Genomic DNA, 17,457 nt, shown 5'->3' with positions numbered 1-17,457 from the left:
TGTCCAGGACAAAACTAGAATGGAGCGGATCGTAGGCGCCGAAAACCGGCATGTCAAGGATTTGTCTTGGACAAAGAAACAAACTGTGAGCCTCAGTTCAGCATCGCCGCCGTGGAGCGGGAGGTGGGACTGTCCAAGGACGTGCTGCGGGTCTGGGAACGGCGGTACGGCTTTCCGACGCCGTCGCGCGGCGTCTCCGGAGAGCGGCTGTACGCCGCCGATCAGGTGCTTCGGCTGCGCCTGATCCGGCGGCTGATGGACCAGGGGCTTCGGCCCGGCCGCTTGCTCGGCATGACGCCCGAGGCGCTGCACGCGCTGGCGAGTGCAGGCGGGAGTGGCGCGGGTGGGAACGGCGCGGGCGGAAATGGCGCGGGCGGCGGCGCAGGCGCGTACTCGGGCGTGCAGACCGGCGGGAGCAAGGACGGCGAAAACGCCCTGGGCGGAACTGCCGCCGACTTGCTCGCCAGCGTTCGCCGGCACGACGCCCCGGCGCTGTTCAGCGGGCTGCAGCAGCGGTTGGCGCAGCAGGGTCTGGCCAACTTTGTCCAGGACACCTTGGCGCCGCTGGCGTTCGCCGTAGGCGAGGAGTGGGCCCGCGGCAGCATGGAGGTGTTCGCCGAGCACCTGTTTACCGAGCAGGCCACCCGGCTGCTGCGGCAGGCCATCGCAGCCCTGCCTGCGGGCGGCGCGCCCGTGGTGCTCCTGACCACGGTGCCGGACGAGCCGCACGGGCTCGGGCTGCTGATGGTCGAGGCCCTGCTGACGCTGGAGGGCGCCCGCTGCGTCAACCTGGGGGTGCAGATGCCGCTGCTGGATATCGCCCGCGCGTCTGAAGCGCTGGGTGCCGACGTCGTGGCGCTATCGTTTTCGGCCGCCTTCGCGGCGCGTCGCATCCCGCCGCTGCTGCTGCAACTGCGCCAGGGGCTGTCGCCGCGGGTGCAGCTCTGGGCGGGCGGAGCTGCGGTCCAGCGCCTGGCCGGTCCCGACGGCGTGCGGGTGCTGGCGACTTTCGATGCCGCTGCGGCCGCGATCAAGGACTGGCGCCTGGAGAGCTGACCACGGGTGCCGCCCGAGGAGCCCGGCACCGGCACCGGCACCAGTCTTCAGGTGTTCTTGTGCTCGCCCTGGGGCAGGGAAGTTCCCCGGTCGAATGCACAGCCGAAGTGTCAATCCGTAAGTTGTGTGGCGGTGAGCGTCCAGCAGCGCACTGGCGTTGCACTGTCTTACGTGTTGATCCGTTCCTCCTACAGACCTGTGGGACGCGTCCTACTAGCATCCGCCTGCGTTATTGCTGAGCCTGAGCCTCCTCATCCGGCTACTGCTCGCAGAACGCTTCACCGCCGACCCCTTCCACGAGCACCGCGCATGGCGCGCACCGCATCGTTGGGCGAAGCCTTGCCTGTTGAAACCGAACACCTCGATCGACCATGCTGCAACGTCGCGAACTCCCCTCCCGCCTGGCAGGCACCCCGGCCACCGTCGCGGCCGCATCCCCACGCCGCCAGGCGCGCCGCACGCGCGGGGCCCATCGAGCCGGACTGCTGGTCGCGTTCTCCGCGTGCATGGCTCCCTTGGCCGGCGCGCAGACGGCGCCGTCCATCCCCATCGCCAGCAACCCCCACCTGTGGCTGCAGGCCGGCAACCCCAACGATGCCTACTTCGTGGAGGACAACCGCTGGGGCTCCAACGGCGTCACCGAAGGCGTGAGCGCCGGCCAGTACGAGCAGTACACGGGCCGCAGCACGCAGGTAGGGCCGAACGGCGAGGTGGCGTTCCGCACCAAGTGGCGCTGGCCGCAGGGCGTGAACGAAGTCAAGGGCTACCCCGCCATCCTGTACGGCCGCAAGCCCGGCTACTACAGCACCAACAACCTGATGGGCGGCAGCCCGGTCCAGCTGCCCAACGGCAGCATCTCCCAAACGGCCCCCGCCGGCCACACGCCGGGCACCATCCTGCCGGTGCGCATGCCCGTTCCCTCGCTCAAGGCCAAGTTCGCGTTCCAGCACAACGCCACTCCATCCGGCCAGGGCCAGCTGGCCTTCGACATCTGGTTGCAGTCCAGCCCCAACCAGGACCGTGGCTTCACGGCGGCCTCGATCACCCACGAGATCATGATCCCGCTGTCCAACTGGGGGAACTACGGCGGCCACAACGTGCCTGGCGGCCGCAACCCGGGGTGGTACGACCACACCGCCACCATCGCCGGCAAGCAGTACCACGTGTACGCCACCAAGGGATCGGACGGCTGCCTGCGCTACAACTTCGGCGGCCTCAACGGCGCTTACGGCAAGACCGGCTGGAAGATGATCGCGTTCGTGCCCACGGTGCTGCCGGTGGCGGCCGGCGAGATCGACCTGGCCGCGATCATCAACTACGTCGCCACGCGCACCGACCGCTGCGGCGAGCGCTGGGCGCTGGGCAACGAATACGTCTCCAGCATCGAGCTCGGCGTCGAGCCGGTGGTCGGAACCGGCGACATCACCGTGTTCGACTACAAGATCTCGACGGGAGCGGCTGCAGCAGCTCCCGCACCGGCCCCGGCCCCGGCACCGGCACCGGCACCGGCACCCGCACCCGCACCCGCACCCGCACCCGCACCGGCTCCGGCTCCGGCTCCGGCTCCGGCACCGTCTACGACGACCACGGGCGGCAGCTGCACGTATGCGGCCTGGGTTTCCACCACGCGCTACATGGGCGGCGCCAAGGTCAGTCGGCTGGGCAAGAACTACGTTGCGACGGCCGCCAGCTCCAACACCTGGAACGTGAACTCGCCCCCGGAGTGGACGCCCAGCCTGTGGGCGCTGGACAACTGCGCCGTGGTGGCATCAGCGCCTGCGCCTGCGCCTGCGCCTGCTCCCGCTCCCGCTCCGGCTCCCGCTCCGGCTCCGGCACCGGCACCGGCACCCGCGCCAGCTCCGGCCCCCGTCGCATCCACCGCTCCGGTGTGCAGCTTCACCGAATGGGTGCGCTACAAGGCGTACGCTGCGGGCGCGATCGTGCGTTACGAAGGCAAGCTGTACCGCGCCAAGTTCGCCAACCCGGGCTACGTGCCGACCATCAGCACCTACTACTGGGCGCCGCACACCTGCTGAGTCCGGGCAACGTGGGGTCGCGGGCATGGCCGCGACCGACCGATTGCCGTTCGAGAGCCGGTGCGCACGCGCAGCGCCCGGCCACCGACGGCAGGCCAGTCGCCACCCCCACGCCCGCGGCGTGGACGGGCGGCGCGCAGGCGGCCTGGTGGAAGCCCCAAACCTATAATCTGCGGCTTCGCCCGCACCCCTCGGGGCACCTTCCGGCCTGCTTCGACACCCCATGAGTTCCACCGCCCAACGCCCCACGTTCACCGTCGCCGACATCCGCAAGACTTTCCTGGAGTTCTTCGCCGCGCGGGGCCACACCGTCGTGGAATCCAGCCCGCTGGTGCCGGGCAACGACCCGACGCTGATGTTCACCAACTCGGGCATGGTGCAGTTCAAGGACGTGTTCCTGGGCGCCGACAAGCGCCCCTACGTGCGAGCGGCGTCGGTGCAGGCCTGCCTGCGCGCGGGCGGCAAGCACAACGACCTGGAGAACGTGGGCTACACCGCGCGGCACCACACCTTCTTCGAGATGCTGGGCAACTGGAGCTTCGGCGACTACTTCAAGCGCGAATCGCTCACCTGGGCCTGGGAGCTGCTCACGCAGGTCTACAAGCTGCCGCCCGAGCGGCTCTGGGCTACCGTCTATATCGACGACGACGAGGCCTACGACATCTGGACCAAGGAGATCGGCCTGCCGCCCGAGCGCGTGGTGCGCATCGGCGACAACAAGGGCGCGCGCTACGCCTCCGACAACTTCTGGATGATGGCCGACACCGGCCCCTGCGGCCCCTGCTCCGAGATCTTCTACGACCACGGCCCCGAGGTGTCCGGCGGCCCGCCCGGCAGCCCCGACGCCGACGGCGACCGCTACATCGAGATCTGGAACAACGTGTTCATGCAGTTCGACATGCAGACCGACGGCAGCCTCAAGCCGCTGCCCGCGCCCTGCGTCGATACAGGCATGGGCCTGGAACGGCTGGCCGCCATCCTGCAGCACGTCCACAGCAACTACGAGATCGACCTGTTCGACGCGCTGATCCGCGCGGCCGGGCGCGAGACGGGTACGGCGGACCTGTCCAACCCGTCGCTGCGCGTGATCGCCGACCATGTGCGCGCCACCGCATTCCTGGTGAGCGACGGCGTGATCCCGAGCAACGAAGGCCGCGGCTACGTGCAGCGGCGCATCGTGCGGCGCGGCATCCGCCACGGCTACAAGCTGGGCCGCAAGGCGCCGTTCTTCCACAAGCTGGTGCCGGAGCTGGTGGCGCTCATGGGCGAGGCGTATCCGCGGCTCAAGGCCGAGGAGAAGCGCATCACCGAGGTGCTGCGGGCCGAGGAAGAGCGCTTCTTCGAGACGCTGGAAAACGGAATGGACATTCTCGACGCCGCCCTGAAGGACGGCGCGCAGGTGCTGCCGGGCGAGGTGGCGTTCAAGCTGCACGACACCTACGGCTTTCCGCTCGACCTCACCCAGGACGTGTGCCGCGAACGTGGCGTGTCGGTGGACGAGGCCGGATTCCACGCGGCCATGGACAAGCAGAAGGCCGCTGGCCGCGCTGCCGGCAAGTTCCGCATGGACCGCGCGCTGGACTACACCGGCAGCGGCCACCCGTTCACCGGCTACGAGCGCCTGGAGGAGCCGGCCAAGGTGGTGGCCCTCTACCGCGACGGCACGCCCGTGCAGCAGCTCGACGAAGGCCAGCCGGGGGTGGTGGTGCTGGACACCACGCCCTTCTATGCCGAAAGCGGCGGCCAGGTGGGCGACAGCGGCGTGCTGTCGGCCGAGGGCGTGCAGTTCGGCGTGGAAGACACGCAGAAGATCAAGGCCGACGTCTATGGCCACCACGGTACGCAGACGCAGGGCACGCTGCGGGTGGGCGACAGCGTCATGGCCAAGGTGGACGTTGCGCGCCGCGAAGCGACCATGCGCAACCACAGCGTCACGCACCTGATGCACAAGGCGCTGCGCGAGGTGCTGGGCGCGCACGTGCAGCAGAAAGGCTCGCTGGTCGATGCCGACAAGACGCGCTTCGACTTCACGCACAACCAGGCGCTCACCGGCGACCAGATCCACGAGATCGAGCGGCGCGTGAACGCCGAGATCCTCGCCAACGAAGCGACCGAAGCGCGCGTGATGGAGATCGACGCCGCCAAGGCGACTGGCGCCGTCATGCTGTTCGGCGAGAAGTATGGCGACAGCGTGCGGGTGCTCGACATCGGCTCCAGCCGCGAATTGTGCGGCGGCACCCACGTGCGCCGCACCGGCGACATCGGCCTGTTCAAGATCGTGAGTGAAGGCGGCGTGGCCGCCGGTGTGCGCCGCGTCGAGGGCGTGACCGGCGCGAACGCCCTGGTCTACCTGCAGCAGGTCGAAGCCACCGTGCAGAGCGCGGCGGCCGCCCTCAAGGCGCCGCCGTCCGAACTGCAGGCGCGCATCGGGCAGGTGCTCGAGCAGGTGCGCGCGCTGGAAAAGGAAGTCGGCGCACTCAAGGGCAAGCTTGCCTCCAGCCAGGGCGACGAGCTGCTCGCGCAGGCCGTCGATGTGAAAGGCGTGAAGGTGCTGGCCGCCACGCTGGCCGGCGCCGATGCGCGCACCCTGCGCGACACCATGGACAAGCTCAAGGACAAGCTCAAGTCGGCGGCCATCGTGCTGGCCGCCGTGGACGGCGGCAAGGTGCAGATCGCCGCCGGTGTCACGGCCGACCGCATGGCCCGCATCAAGGCCGGCGAGCTGGTCAATTTCGTGGCGCAGCAGGTGGGCGGCAAGGGCGGCGGCAAGCCCGATATGGCGATGGCCGGCGGCACCGACGCGGCGCAGCTGCCGGCGGCGCTGCGCTCCGTGCAGGCCTGGGTGGCCGAGCGCGCCTGAGGCGGGCCGGCGCGCAGCCGGCGTCGCTACACCAGCCGCCTGCGGGCGGCTTTTTCACGTGCGTCTCGCGTCGCAACGCGGCAACCCACATCGACACACGGACGCCGCGCGATCCGTGCGATCCAGCTCGCGAAGGCCGCTCATCGCGCCTGCGTAGAGCCCATGGCTGCGCCCGAGGACTGGCGCGCTCGCGAACAGCGTGCGGGCCGCCGGCGGCGGCGCGCGGGCCCGACGATCAGATGCGCCGGAACACCAAGTCCCACACACCGTGCCCCAGCTTCAAGCCGCGGTTTTCGAACTTGGTGAGCGGGCGGTAGTCGGGCTTGGGCGCGAAGCCCTCGGCGGTGTTGCGCAGGGTCGGCTCGGCCGACAGCACCTGCAGCATCTGCTGGGCGTAGGGCTCCCAGTCGGTGGCGCAGTGCAGGTACCCGCCCGGCGCGAGGCGAGTCGCCAGGCGCGCCACCAGGGCCGGCTGCACCAGCCGGCGCTTGTTGTGCCGCAGCTTGTGCCAGGGGTCGGGAAAGAAGATGTGGACGCCCGCCAGGCTGTCCGGGGTCAGCATCTGGTTGGTCACTTCGACGGCGTCGTGCGCCACGATGCGGATGTTGGTCAGGCCTTGTTCGCCGATGCGCTTGAGCAGGGCGCCCACGCCCGGCTCGTGCACCTCGCAGCACAGGAAGTCGGTCTCGGGCTTGAGCGCTGCGATGTGCGCGGTGGCGTCGCCCATGCCGAAGCCGATCTCGAGCACCGTCGGGGCCGCGCGGCCGAAGGCGGCGTGCAGGTCCAGCGGGTGCGGCTGGAAGGGGATGAGAAAACGCGGCCCGAATGCCTCGAAGGCCCGGGCCTGCCCTGCGGTGGTGCGCCCGGCCCGGCGCACGAAGCTGCGGATCACCCTCGGGTGCTCTATGCCCTCGGGCGGTTCGGTGTTCTGCGATGACATGCCCGCATTTTCGCGCGTCGTCAGTGCCAACTCGGGAACCGGGAAGCACGTGCGCCCACACATCGCAGCGCCACCGCGTCAGGAGTCGTGCATGAGTCATTCCCTTTTCGAAAGCTTCTGCTTGCGTGCCTGCGTGTCCATGGGAATTCCCATGCCCGCGCTCGATGCCACAGCGGATGGTGAACCCCCGGCGATCACCCTGACTGTGGAGGGCGTCGTGATCTGCCTCATGCAGCCGCCCGGCGACGAGCGTCACGCCGTGTTGATGGTCGAGTTCGGCGTGCTGCCGTCGGAGCGCACCTTGCAGGCCTGCCTTGCGCTGCTGGAGGCCAATTTCCTCGCCATGGGCAGCGAGCCTGCCGTGTTCGCGCGGCACCCGCTCTCCGGCGCCATCGTGCTGCACCAGCGTTTCGTGCTCGCCGACGCCGACGCCGGCAAGGTCGAAGCCTGCGTGCGGCAGGTCGCCCAGGCGGTGCTGCAGTGGCGAGAACACCACTTCCTGGCTGCCGAGGAAGACGCAGCCGCGAGCGCGGCGCCCACCAGCGGTGTGTTCGCCTGACGGCGCAAAGGGGCAGTCCATGGACCACATTCCCTCGCGCCGCGGCTCATTAATCGAGGCGGCCGACTTCCTCACGCGGCAGTCGCCCTCTTCTGTCATCACGAGTGAAAGCAAAACCGCGGTCGCAAGCGACTCGAGCAGCTCCATGTTCTCGGAGGAGCGTATCGATGTGCGCGCCGGCCCTGCGTTCTCGGACCAGAAGGGAATCGCGCCGCGCGGCTCACGCTGTCGCCACTGGCCAGGAGTCATTGGCGTGGCAGCGGTTAACTTGCTCCACCAGAGCCTCGCCCAGATCACTGGCGCTGCGGTGCGAGCCGCGTTTCAGACTGGGATGGAGATGCTGCCGCCGTGGGCCGGTAGGCTCGTAGGGGTCCCGATCGCTGCGTGTGCTGGTCTCGCCGGCGCCTCTCATTCCGCGGGCCTGGTGGTGGGGGCATACCGAACACTCTCCAGGCAAAGTGAACAGCCCATGCCGAGCTCACTGCGACGGTGGGAGAGTCTGGCCATGGTGCTGCAAACGACCCTCATCCTTACCCAGATTGTTGCGGTTCTGTATGACCGCAGTGATGAGGATGAGAGTTCACGCCTCAGCCACCTGCTGCTGACCGTGCAGGCTGGCCGAATGATCCAGAGCCTGCTGCGTGATACGTTTACCCACTCCACCCGGCGCGCGCTGCCGAGTCTTGAGTACGTGCTGGAGACGGATGCGGGGGAAACAGCACTGACTCTCGGAACTACTGCCTACCAGGAGAGCCTACTCCGTCCCGCCGTGCTGGCCGCGCGAACGGCCATGATGGTCGCAACCTATGCGGGCTGCATCTACTTGATCGCGTTCCACCTGCAGCCCGTGCTGAAGGACGCAGCCAACGTGCGCGACGCGCAGTTCGGGCTGCATGTGGATCCGTGGGAGTCGTTTCGCGCGAACGCGGTGGGAGGCGTGGTGTCGGCCCTGATCGAAGGGGCGGACGCCCTCACCGCCACTGTGAGCCGGGCTTGTGCCGCATGGGGGGGCGGGGTGACGGTGCGGGTGCGTCCGCCGGAGGGTTTCGGACGCATGACCCTCGCGGGTCTTGCCGCGGACGTGCGCGACCACGGCGGTGCACGCGTGGCCATCAATGGAGCCATCCTGGATACCGAGCGGGTCATTGCGGTGAACCGCGATTTCGATCGATCCCAGGGCCCTGGTTTCTACGGGTCCATCGGAGCACTCGCGATCACGCATTCGCGCGGTTTGATCGTCGAGCTCGCGCAGCACGACCGCGCCTTGCGCGCAGCCATCCAGCCGCAGCAGCGCGACGCGAAGCACGAGGTGCCCGAACCCGCGGGCGCAGGCGCACGCGCAGAGATCGAACTTGCCGACGTGCACCTCTTCGAAACCCGTGCTTCTGGACCGGACGACGCGGCGCCGGAGGACGTGGAAACCCAGCGCGTGCTGCTGCATTCTCTGGTGCCCGCCGCCGGCGGCTCACGCATGTCGGTGGCCAGCGCAATGGCTGCGGTGCCGACGGCCGCAGATGCGTCCGGTGCCGACTTTGTCGCTCCACTTCCTCCGGTCGTTGCCGAAGAGGCGTCTGATCCTCTTGCCGAACGGGCTCCGTCCGCGCCCGTCGCCGCAGGTGCGAGTTCACCGACGCCCCTGGCCGAGCGCGGTGCACTTCCGCCTGCCGCTGGCGGCGGCAGCGCCTGAAGGAAAGCAAATCGGGCTCAGGGTGGCGGGTAGCGTGCCGCCCAGGCGGGCAGGGCGGCGTGCAACCAGCCCTCGACGGTGTCCGCTTCCACGGCGGGCAGCCCCAGCACCTGCCCCGCCCGCTCCAGGCACGCAAGCGGCTCTCCCGTGTCCAGCGGGGCGGCACCGTTCTGCTTGGAAAGCTTTTCCCCGTCGGGTCCCAGCACCAGGGCCGTGTGCAGGTAGCGCGGCGTGCGCAGGCCGAGCGCCTGCTGCAGCAGGATCTGCCGCGCCGTGTTGTCTGTCAGATCCTCCCCTCGCACCACGTCGGTGATGCCCTGCGCGGCATCGTCCACCACCACCGCCAGCTGGTAGGCCCACAGGCCGTCGGCGCGGCGCAGCACGAAGTCGCCGACCGCCTGCGCCACGTCCTGGTGCTGCGGGCCGAGGCGCCGGTCGATCCACTCGATTGGCGCACAGGCGCCGGTGCGCATGCGCCAAGCCCGCGCCGGCCGCCCCTGCAGCCCGTCGCGGCAGGTGCCGGGATAGATCAGCTCGGCGTGGCGCTCGCGCGGGTGTCCGGTCGCGAGCAGGGCCTGCTCGATGTCGCGCCGCGAGCAGCCGCAGGGATAGGCGTGGCCGGCGTTCACCAGGGTATCGAGCGCCGCCTGGTAGGCCTCGCCGCGGGTGGATTGCCACAGCGGCGGCGCGTCGGGCCGCAGGCCGCAGGCGTCCAGCTGCGCGAGGATGGTCGCGTCAACGCCGGGCACGCAGCGCGGCGCGTCCACGTCTTCGATGCGCACCAGCCAGCGGCCACCCGCGGCCCGCGCGTCGAGCCAGCTCGCCAGCGCGGCCACCAGCGAGCCGGCATGCAGCGGTCCGGTGGGCGAGGGCGCGAAGCGCCCGGTGGTGCGCGCAGCCGGCGGCACGGCGGCTGAGGTCCTCAGGCGGCTGCGAGTGCCAGCTCGAGTCCGGAGACAAAGGCGTCTTCGACCCGGTGCCCCAGGCACCAGTCGCCGCACACGCCCAGGCCCAGTTCCGCATCGAGCAGGTGGCTGTGACCCAGCGGTACGTGCGTCTTGGCATGCCGCCAGCGATGCACCTGCGCATGCCCGGGCTCGGCGCGGATGCCGGTCACTTCGGCGAAGCCCTTGAGCAGCTTGGCGACCACGCGCTGCGGGTCGTCCTCGAGGTGCTCGGTGGACCAGCTGGCGCTGGCCTGGACGGTCCAGCGCTCGATGGCCTCGCGGCCCGGCTTGCTGGATTCGCGCGACAGCCACGCGATGCGGTGGTGGCTGCTGGAGGCGGCATTCCACTGCGGCCCCAGCCGGCCGGCAGGCTGGGCGTTCGGGAACGCCACCATCAGCGTCCAGCACGGTGCGACGCGCACCTGCTCGATCCGCTCCACGAAGGTGGGCGCCAGCGTCGAGGCGCGCAGAAGATCAACGGCCTGGGCGGCGGGCAAGGCGAGCAGCACCTGGTCGAAGCCGCCGTGGTGCGAGCCTGTGCCAGCGTGGTCCTCGGCTTGCACGCTCCAGGCGCCGCCGCCGGAAGCATGCCCGATGCGGACCACGCGCGCGCCGAGCTGCAGGCCGCCGCCCGCGGCCAGCGGCTCGGCCCAGGCGCGCGGCAGGGCGTCCATGCCCGGGAGGGCGACCCAGTGCGCCTCCGGGCGTCGCAGGGCGGCTTCGGTCACGCGCCCCGCCGGGTCGAGCACGCGCACCGCGTTCGCCCGCCACGGCTTGCACAGGCCCGGGTGCATCTTGAGCACGCGCGCGAAGCGCTCGTCGCGCACGGTGAAGTACTGCGTGCCGTGGTCGAAGCCGCCGAAGGGCGATTCGCGACAGGCCATGCGGCCGCCGACGCCCAGGCTCTTTTCGAACACCGTGACCGCGTGGCCCGCCTGCTCCAGTGTCCGTGCGCAGGCCAGGCCCGCGATGCCGGCGCCCACCACCGCGATGCGGCGAGCGGGCCCTCCGCTGGCGGAAGCGGCCGGCTGGTCGGCCTCGCGGGACGGGGTGGCTGGGGCGGTGGTGCGAGGGGGGCGGGTGGGGCGCTGCATGGCCGACGATTGTGGCATCAGTGCTCGTGCGGCACGGTCGCTGTTCGCATGGCCACGGGGCTATCGTGGCGCCGTGAGCCCTTCGGCCGGATGGCGGTCCACGCCGTGCTGCAGCAGCGCGGTGCGAGTGATCGGGCTTTCGAGTTGCTCCAGCCACCACTGCAACGCGCGCCCTGGCCCTTGCGGGCCCGCATCGCGCCAGGCGTAGCTCGGTCGCACCACGCGCGTCGGGCGCTGGACACGCTTGGCCACGAGGCGGCCGGTCTCGATGTAGGGGCGCGCCAGCGGCAGCGGCAGGAAGCCGGCGCCGATGCCGCGCAGCTGGGCCTCCAGCTTGGCGCCCATGGTGGGCACGGTGAGCACGTCCTGGCCCGCAAGCAGTCCCAGTGTCAGGCCGCTGCCGCGCGGCACCGAATCGGCCACCGCCACCGCCCGGTGCGTGAGCAGCAGTTCGTCGGACAGCGGCTCGGGCAGGCCGGCAAGCGGGTGGTGCGGCGCGACGGCGAATACGAAGCTCATCTCGCCGAGCGTGCGGCTGCGGACACCGGCGGTGTTCCCCGGCTCGTTCGACACGCCGAGGGCCAGGTCGGCCTGCCCGGACAACAGCGCCTGCAGCGTGCCCGAGAGGGCCTCGTCGCGCAGACGCAGGCGCGTGCCGGGAGCGACCTGCAGGAAGGCCTCGGCCAGCTCCATCACCGTGGCGCAGGAGATCACGGAATCCACCGCGACGGTGAGCTGCGATTCCCAGCCGGTGGCCACGCGTCGCACGCGGTTGGCCACGGCATCGATTTCGCTGAGCAGGCGCTCGCCTTCGCGCAGCAGCTCGCTGCCGGCGGCGGTGAGCCGCGCCTGCCGCGAGCTGCGGTCGAACAGCAGGGCGTCGAGCGCGTCCTCGATCTGGCGCACCCGGTAGGTCACCGCGCTGGGCACCAGCCCGAGCTCGCGGGCCGCACCGGCAAAACTGCCCGCGCGGGCGACCGCCTGCAGCAGGTTCAGGCTATCGGGGGTGAGGACTTCACGGGCACCAGGCATGGCGGAGAGGCGGCGAGCCTTCAGTTTTTTCGAATGATGCCATCAAGCCGGCTGGGCTCCATCACGGGCGCGGGCCGATAAATTCAGGACATCGCCACAAACCGAGGAAGTTCCATGCTCACCGTGCGCCGTTCCCAGGACCGGGGCCATGCCGACCACGGCTGGCTCGAGTCGTACCACAGCTTCTCCTTCGCGGGCTACTACGATCCGCGCCACATGGGGTTCGGCCCGCTGCGGGTCATCAACGAGGACCGCATCGCCCCTGGCACCGGCTTCGGCACGCATGGCCACCGCGACATGGAAATCATCAGTTACGTGCTTTCCGGCGAACTCGCGCACAAGGACACGATGGGCAACGTCAAGGGCATCCCGCCCGGCGACGTGCAGCGCATGAGTGCCGGCACGGGGGTGCAGCACAGCGAGTTCAACCACGCGAAAGACCAGGTCACGCACTTTCTACAGATCTGGCTCGAGCCCGATGTGCAGGGTATCGCGCCGAGCTACGAGCAGAAGTCGTTCCCCGAAGAAGACAAGCGCGGCCGGCTGCGCCTGGTGGCTGCGCCGCAGGGCGACGACGGTGCGGTGCGCATCCATGCCGACGCGCGGGTTTACGCAGGGCTGTTCGACGGCGCCGAGTCGGCCGAGCTGGCTCTCTCGCCCGGTCGCAAGGCCTATGTCCACCTCGTGCGCGGCGCGCTGGAGGTGAACGGTCAGGCGCTGGCGTCAGGAGACGCCGTCGCGCTCGAGGGCGAGTCGCAGCTGCGGCTGGCCAACGGCCGCCAGGCGGAAGTCCTGGTGTTCGATCTGGGCGGCTGAGCCGACCCTGTCCCATCCCGGGCGGCGACGCCCACCGACATGTCATCCACCACTTCGGAGCCACCATGAATACCACCATGTCCACCACCGCCACCAGCGCCGCACATGCAACGACGACAGGGCAGGATGCGCTCGCGCTTGCCGGGCGCGCGCTGATCGCGCTGCTGTTCGTTCCCGCCGGCTGGAGCAAGATCGGCGGTTTCGCCGGCACGGCCGGCTACATCGCCTCCAAGGGCCTGCCCCTGCCGGAGGTGGCGGCGGCGATTGCGATCGCGGTCGAACTGGGGCTGGGGCTCATGCTGCTGGTCGGCTGGCGCACCCGCTGGGCCGCGCTCGGCCTGGCGGTCTTCACCGTGTTCGCCACCTTCGTCTTTCACAACTACTGGGCCATGCCGGCCGAGCAGGTGATGATGCAGCGGCAGGCCTTCTTCAAGAACCTCGCCATCACCGGCGGCCTGCTCGCCTTCATGGCCTTCGGCGCCGGCGGCTGGAGCCTGGACGCACGCACGCGCCGGCGCTGAAAGCGCGCTCGCACAGTTCTCATCGCATCGACTTCCCATCTTTTTCAAGGAGCACGCTTCATGGCATCCATTGCCATCGTCTACCACTCGGGCTACGGGCACACGCAGCGCCAGGCGCAGGCCATTGCCGAGGGCGCGGGTCCCCGCGCGCAACTGATCGCCATCGACGCCGAGGGCAACCTGCCGCAGGGCGGCTGGGAGCAGCTGGCCGCGGCCGACGCGATCGTCTTCGGCTCGCCGACCTACATGGGCGGGCCCAGCTGGCAGTTCAAGAAGTTTGCCGACGCCACCTCCAAGCCCTGGTATGCCGAGACCTGGAAGAACAAGCTGTTCGCCGGCTTCACCAACAGCGCCAGCACCGTGGGCGACAAGACCAGCACGCTGAACTATTTCATGACGCTGGCCATGCAGCACGGCGGGCTCTGGGTGGGCAACGGCATGATGCCGTCCAACACCAAGGGCGCGACGCGCGACGACCTCAACTGGATCGGCGTGTGGAGCGGCGCCGCCGCCGTCTCGCCCTCGGATGCCTCGCCCGCCGAGATGTTCGCGGGCGACCTGAAGCTTGCACGCCAGTTCGGCGCCCGCGTCGCCGAAGTCGCGTCGCGCTGGGCCCGCTGAGGCAGACGCCATGGCTGCCGCACAGCTGCTCTCCGGCACCGAAAAGGACCTTGGCGGGGGCTTCAAGGTGCGCCGCTTCCTGCCGGCGGCAAGCCGTCGCACCGTCGGCCCCTTCGTGTTCTTCGACCACTTCGGCCCGGTCACCGAGGTGCCCGAGGTCAACCACGACGTGCGCCCGCACCCGCACATCGGGCTGGCGACGGTCACCTATCTGTTCGAGGGCGCGATGATGCATCGCGACAGCCTCGGCACCGAGCAGGTGATCGAGCCGGGCGCGATCAACTGGATGAGCGCAGGCCGCGGCATCGCGCATTCCGAACGACGCCCCGCGGCGCTTCAGCGGCAGTCCTTCGTCAACCACGGGCTGCAGCTCTGGGTGGGCCTGCCCACGGCGCGCGAGGACGAGCCTCCGGCGTTCGCGCACACCCCGGCGGCGGACATCCCCGAGGTGTCGGTGCAGGGGAGCGCGGTGCGCGTACTGGCGGGCGAGGCCTTCGGCGTGCGCTCTCCGGTCGTCCCGTCATCGCCGACCACCTATCTCGATGTGCGGCTGGGCGATGGGCAGGCGCTGGATCTGCCGCCGCTCGCCTCCGAGTTGGCCGCCTATGCGGCCGAGGGAACGCTGCTGCTGGATGGCCGGCCCGTGCCTGCGCAGCAGATGGTGGTGCTGCCGCCGGGAGTGGCGGTGCAGCTGCAGGGCCGAGGCGCTACGCGCGTGTGCATCGTCGGCGGGGAGCCGCTGGACGGTGACCGGCACATCTGGTGGAACTTCGTGCACAGCAAGCCCGAGCGCATCCGTCAGGCGGCCGCCGACTGGGAGGCCGGGCGTTTCGACCCTATCGCTGGCGAGACCGAGTTCATCCCGCTGCCCAGGCACCGTTTCATCGCGCCACCGGCGCCAGCGGGGCAGGGCGCGGACCCGCAGTACCTGTGAGATGGCGCCGAGCCACTGCAAATCGGCTGCCGCGCCCATCTCCTCGCAGCGACTTGTTGCCCCTTCTCGGCGCCCGGGCGGCCTAGGGGCATTGCGAAGCTGTTAGGATGCGCGGGCCAAGACGTTTCATAGGCGTTTCTACGAGTTCTCCCTCTCCAACCGCCGGCCCCGCCGGCGCGTCGTTGTTCCGAGTCTTCCCACTAATGCTCTCTGGCGTTGCGCACCGCGCGGCATGTTGCCGTGCGGTTATCTCCGTATCTATCCAAGGAAATATCCCCATGCAAAACACCCAGACCGGCATCGTGAAGTGGTTCAACGAGAGCAAGGGCTACGGCTTCATCGCTCCCGACGACGGCGGCAAGGACCTGTTCGCGCACTTCCGTGAAATCCAGGGCGGCGACGGCTTCAAGACCCTGGCCGAAAACGCCCGCGTGCAGTTCAGCGTGACCCAGGGCCCCAAGGGCCCGCAGGCTTCCAACATCGTCACCCTCGGCTGAAGCCGGGCGTTGGCCGCTGCGGTCCCGGCCAGTCCGGCAGCAGCAGCCAGCACGACACGGCGGTAACGCCGACCTCGCGAGGCGCCTTCAGGGCGCCTCGCCTCCTTCAGGACCCCAGAAAATCGCCCAGGTGACGAGGTCCTGCGAGAACTCCTCGAACCGGTGCGCGCGACGCGCCGCCACGAACAGCACATCCCCTGCCTCGAAGGGATGCCGCTCGTCCTCGATCCGCAGCACCCCCTTTCCCGTGAGCACCACGTAGAGCTCGTCCTGCGCGTGGGAGGACTGCCAGTCCTTGCCGCGTGGGGTGAACAACTGCACGGAAAGCGAGCCCCGGGCAAGGGCTTCGATATCCCAGACTCCATCGGGCCAGCTCGGGGTGGCCGGCAGGGGGAGGCGGGAGCGGACGTGGTCGAGTGAGATGCGCATGCCGCAATCTTGCCGCAGCCGCAGCCGCAGCCGCAGCCGCAGCCTCAACCTCAGCCCTTCGGTCCCGTCGTCGAATCTCCGTCCCCATGCCGCTTCGCCTGCACCGCGAAGCCGTTCTCGACCTCGACCTCCTACCCGGCAGGGTCGCGGTTCTTCCCGACCACCGCAGCCGCAGCCGCGACCGCCACCGCGGCGAGTGGCGCTTCGACGCGACTTTCACGCCGCGGTCGAGCCGTAAACGGCACCCGCGCGCCGCTGGATCGAAGCCGCACTGGCTGGAACTCCATCCCGGGTTTTTACCGATGAATACGAAGTCAATGAACGTTGACTCACCGAGTTTGCGCCGAACACAATGAACCGGCACGCAGCTCGCGACGGAGTCGCCGGGCAGGTGATTCCAGGGCCGCAGCTGCTTGTATCCGGTGGGCGCCGCACATCGTCGGCGCGCCTGCGCAAGCCTGCGCACAAGGTGGTTCGGTGGTTCGCATTCATGGAGACAAGCTATGACCGAGAAGGCCGTTGAATTCAGAAGCGGTGAGGACGTCTGCAAGGGCGTGCTGACCATGCCCGAGGGCGCCAGCGGAGACGTTCCGCTGGTCATCATGGCGGGCGGGTGGTGCTACACGAAGGAAATCGTGATGCCGCACTACTCGAAGTTCTTCCACGACATCGGGTGCGCCACGCTGCGCTTCGACTACCGGCGCTTCGGCGAGAGCACGGGCGAGCCGCGCCAGCACATCAACCCCTGGGACCAGATCGAGGACTACCGCAATGCGTTGAGCTACGCGGCGACGCTGCCGGGCATCGACAAGAAGCGCACCGGCATCTGGGGCATCTCCTACAGCGGCGGGCACGTGCTGGTCACCGCCGCACTCGATTCGCGCGCCGCCTTCGCCATCTCCACGATTCCCGTCGTCGATGGCTTCCAGACCATGCGGCGCTGCCACGGCGAGGTGAAGTTCGCGCAGCTGCTCGCGCTGATCCAGAAGGACCGCGAGGCGCGCTTCCGCGGGGAGCAGCCCGGCTACATGCCCATGTCGCCCGAGAAGCTGGGCGAGGAGCTGACCTCCTGGCCGTTCCCCCACGTCTTCGCCGGCTTCAAGGGCATCCAGGCGACCGAGGCGCCGCGCCACGAGCACCGCAACACCATCCAGTCGGTCGAGCTGCTGCTGCAGTACATGGTCAAGCCCTACGCGGCACGCATCGTGGAGACGCCCGTGATGATGACGCTGGCGCATGCGGACAACATCACTTCGGCCGACCTGGAGGTCGAGGTCTTCAACGCCATCGCAAGCCCGGACAAGCAATTCGAGTCGGTGCGCGGGGTCGATCACATGAGCCTCTACACAAACCGGGAACACCTTGCCAAGGTGGGTCGCGTGCAGTCCCGCTGGCTCAAGGAACTGCTCGACCGCGGCGAGTGAGGCC

The 17,457-nt window shown here is 69.5% G+C and carries 17 protein-coding genes; 12 read left to right on the top strand and 5 right to left on the bottom strand.

All coding sequences use genetic code 11. The features are described from left to right. Window positions 1-66 precede the first annotated feature (66 nt). From WG922_RS05520 to alaS, 3 genes are all read left to right on the top strand, one after another. The gene (locus WG922_RS05520; protein WP_340281251.1) at window positions 67-1,056 is read left to right on the top strand and encodes a MerR family transcriptional regulator; all 990 of its coding nucleotides are present in this window, start codon (window positions 67-69) and stop codon (window positions 1,054-1,056) included. Window positions 1,057-1,427: 371 nt separating this feature from the next. Further along, on the top strand, window positions 1,428-3,092 hold the full coding sequence (locus tag WG922_RS05515) for a hypothetical protein (protein WP_340281249.1): 1,665 nt from the start codon (window positions 1,428-1,430) through the stop codon (window positions 3,090-3,092). A gap of 223 nt (window positions 3,093-3,315) precedes the next feature. Further along, window positions 3,316-5,952, top strand: a complete 2,637-nt coding sequence (gene alaS, locus WG922_RS05510; protein ID WP_340281247.1) for an alanine--tRNA ligase — start codon at window positions 3,316-3,318, stop codon at window positions 5,950-5,952. Between the two features lie 235 nt (window positions 5,953-6,187). Here the strand turns inward: alaS and trmB are convergent, their stop codons facing one another. Continuing rightward, entirely contained in the window at window positions 6,188-6,892 is a 705-nt protein-coding gene (gene trmB / locus WG922_RS05505) for a tRNA (guanosine(46)-N7)-methyltransferase TrmB (RefSeq protein ID WP_340281245.1), read from the bottom strand. Between the two features lie 91 nt (window positions 6,893-6,983). Here trmB and WG922_RS05500 point away from each other — a divergent pair, with 91 nt between their 5' ends. Together WG922_RS05500 and WG922_RS05495 are read left to right on the top strand one after the other, a co-directional pair. Continuing rightward, window positions 6,984-7,451 (top strand): CesT family type III secretion system chaperone, encoded by a 468-nt coding sequence (locus tag WG922_RS05500; RefSeq protein WP_340281243.1) that lies wholly within the window; start codon window positions 6,984-6,986, stop codon window positions 7,449-7,451. 505 nt (window positions 7,452-7,956) lie between these two features. Further along, entirely contained in the window at window positions 7,957-9,138 is a 1,182-nt protein-coding gene (locus tag WG922_RS05495) for a hypothetical protein (RefSeq protein ID WP_340281241.1), read from the top strand. A 17-nt stretch (window positions 9,139-9,155) separates the two neighbouring features. Here WG922_RS05495 and gluQRS read toward each other — a convergent pair whose 3' ends face one another. From gluQRS to WG922_RS05480, 3 genes are read right to left on the bottom strand one after another with little or no spacing between them, the layout of a single operon-like run. After that, window positions 9,156-10,046: a tRNA glutamyl-Q(34) synthetase GluQRS gene (gene gluQRS, locus WG922_RS05490; RefSeq protein ID WP_340281239.1), complete on the bottom strand. Its 891-nt coding sequence runs from the start codon at window positions 10,044-10,046 to the stop codon at window positions 9,156-9,158. Window positions 10,047-10,060: 14 nt separating this feature from the next. Then, entirely contained in the window at window positions 10,061-11,179 is a 1,119-nt protein-coding gene (locus WG922_RS05485; protein WP_340281237.1) for an NAD(P)/FAD-dependent oxidoreductase, read from the bottom strand. Between the two features lie 60 nt (window positions 11,180-11,239). Further along, window positions 11,240-12,211, bottom strand: coding sequence for a LysR family transcriptional regulator (locus WG922_RS05480; RefSeq protein ID WP_340281236.1), 972 nt, complete (start codon window positions 12,209-12,211; stop codon window positions 11,240-11,242). Window positions 12,212-12,325: 114 nt separating this feature from the next. Between WG922_RS05480 and WG922_RS05475 the strand changes: the two genes are divergently transcribed. The 5 genes from WG922_RS05475 to WG922_RS05455 all read left to right on the top strand — a co-directional run bounded on the left by WG922_RS05475 (window position 12,326) and on the right by WG922_RS05455 (window position 15,600). Further along, entirely contained in the window at window positions 12,326-13,027 is a 702-nt protein-coding gene (locus tag WG922_RS05475) for a pirin family protein (RefSeq protein ID WP_340281235.1), read from the top strand. A gap of 77 nt (window positions 13,028-13,104) precedes the next feature. Continuing rightward, on the top strand, window positions 13,105-13,548 hold the full coding sequence (locus WG922_RS05470) for a DoxX family protein (RefSeq protein ID WP_445322801.1): 444 nt from the start codon (window positions 13,105-13,107) through the stop codon (window positions 13,546-13,548). Window positions 13,549-13,608: 60 nt separating this feature from the next. After that, window positions 13,609-14,169, top strand: coding sequence for a flavodoxin family protein (locus tag WG922_RS05465; RefSeq protein WP_340281233.1), 561 nt, complete (start codon window positions 13,609-13,611; stop codon window positions 14,167-14,169). Between the two features lie 10 nt (window positions 14,170-14,179). Then, complete coding sequence (locus WG922_RS05460; RefSeq protein WP_340281232.1) at window positions 14,180-15,103, top strand: pirin family protein; 924 nt, start codon at window positions 14,180-14,182, stop codon at window positions 15,101-15,103. A 278-nt stretch (window positions 15,104-15,381) separates the two neighbouring features. Further along, window positions 15,382-15,600 carry a cold-shock protein gene (locus tag WG922_RS05455; RefSeq protein WP_340281231.1) on the top strand — a complete coding sequence of 73 codons (219 nt, stop codon included), beginning with the start codon at window positions 15,382-15,384 and terminating at the stop codon, window positions 15,598-15,600. Between the two features lie 87 nt (window positions 15,601-15,687). On the opposite strand, the gene WG922_RS05450 is transcribed toward WG922_RS05455, so the two are convergent. Beyond that, window positions 15,688-16,029: a cupin domain-containing protein gene (locus tag WG922_RS05450; RefSeq protein WP_340281230.1), complete on the bottom strand. Its 342-nt coding sequence runs from the start codon at window positions 16,027-16,029 to the stop codon at window positions 15,688-15,690. Between the two features lie 86 nt (window positions 16,030-16,115). Between WG922_RS05450 and WG922_RS05445 the strand changes: the two genes are divergently transcribed. Together WG922_RS05445 and WG922_RS05440 are read left to right on the top strand one after the other, a co-directional pair. Beyond that, window positions 16,116-16,385, top strand: a complete 270-nt coding sequence (locus WG922_RS05445; RefSeq protein ID WP_340281229.1) for a hypothetical protein — start codon at window positions 16,116-16,118, stop codon at window positions 16,383-16,385. Window positions 16,386-16,532: 147 nt separating this feature from the next. Further along, window positions 16,533-17,453, top strand: coding sequence for an alpha/beta hydrolase (locus tag WG922_RS05440; RefSeq protein WP_340281228.1), 921 nt, complete (start codon window positions 16,533-16,535; stop codon window positions 17,451-17,453). The last annotated feature ends 4 nt before the right edge of the window (window positions 17,454-17,457 follow it).

Origin of the sequence: Ramlibacter sp. AN1015, from assembly GCF_037726105.1 — a bacterium.
Classification (GTDB): domain Bacteria; phylum Pseudomonadota; class Gammaproteobacteria; order Burkholderiales; family Burkholderiaceae_C; genus Ramlibacter.
Note: the sequence above shows the minus strand (reverse complement) of the source record. Positions and strands in the feature narration are given on the sequence as shown.

Excerpts from the sequence above, each read along its gene's own strand:
- WG922_RS05485 (WP_340281237.1), bottom strand. The coding sequence starts at position 11,179 with ATGCAGCGCCCCACCCGCCCCCCTCGCACCACCGCCCCAGCCACCCCG.
- WG922_RS05480 (WP_340281236.1), bottom strand. The coding sequence starts at position 12,211 with ATGCCTGGTGCCCGTGAAGTCCTCACCCCCGATAGCCTGAACCTGCTG.
- WG922_RS05440 (WP_340281228.1), top strand. The coding sequence starts at position 16,533 with ATGACCGAGAAGGCCGTTGAATTCAGAAGCGGTGAGGACGTCTGCAAG.
- WG922_RS05450 (WP_340281230.1), bottom strand. The coding sequence starts at position 16,029 with ATGCGCATCTCACTCGACCACGTCCGCTCCCGCCTCCCCCTGCCGGCC.
- WG922_RS05515 (WP_340281249.1), top strand. The coding sequence starts at position 1,428 with ATGCTGCAACGTCGCGAACTCCCCTCCCGCCTGGCAGGCACCCCGGCC.
- WG922_RS05495 (WP_340281241.1), top strand. The coding sequence starts at position 7,957 with ATGGTGCTGCAAACGACCCTCATCCTTACCCAGATTGTTGCGGTTCTG.
- WG922_RS05455 (WP_340281231.1), top strand. The coding sequence starts at position 15,382 with ATGCAAAACACCCAGACCGGCATCGTGAAGTGGTTCAACGAGAGCAAG.
- WG922_RS05470 (WP_445322801.1), top strand. The coding sequence starts at position 13,105 with ATGTCCACCACCGCCACCAGCGCCGCACATGCAACGACGACAGGGCAG.
- alaS (WP_340281247.1), top strand. The coding sequence starts at position 3,316 with ATGAGTTCCACCGCCCAACGCCCCACGTTCACCGTCGCCGACATCCGC.
- trmB (WP_340281245.1), bottom strand. The coding sequence starts at position 6,892 with ATGTCATCGCAGAACACCGAACCGCCCGAGGGCATAGAGCACCCGAGG.
- WG922_RS05460 (WP_340281232.1), top strand. The coding sequence starts at position 14,180 with ATGGCTGCCGCACAGCTGCTCTCCGGCACCGAAAAGGACCTTGGCGGG.
- WG922_RS05475 (WP_340281235.1), top strand. The coding sequence starts at position 12,326 with ATGCTCACCGTGCGCCGTTCCCAGGACCGGGGCCATGCCGACCACGGC.
- WG922_RS05500 (WP_340281243.1), top strand. The coding sequence starts at position 6,984 with ATGAGTCATTCCCTTTTCGAAAGCTTCTGCTTGCGTGCCTGCGTGTCC.
- WG922_RS05465 (WP_340281233.1), top strand. The coding sequence starts at position 13,609 with ATGGCATCCATTGCCATCGTCTACCACTCGGGCTACGGGCACACGCAG.
- WG922_RS05445 (WP_340281229.1), top strand. The coding sequence starts at position 16,116 with ATGCCGCTTCGCCTGCACCGCGAAGCCGTTCTCGACCTCGACCTCCTA.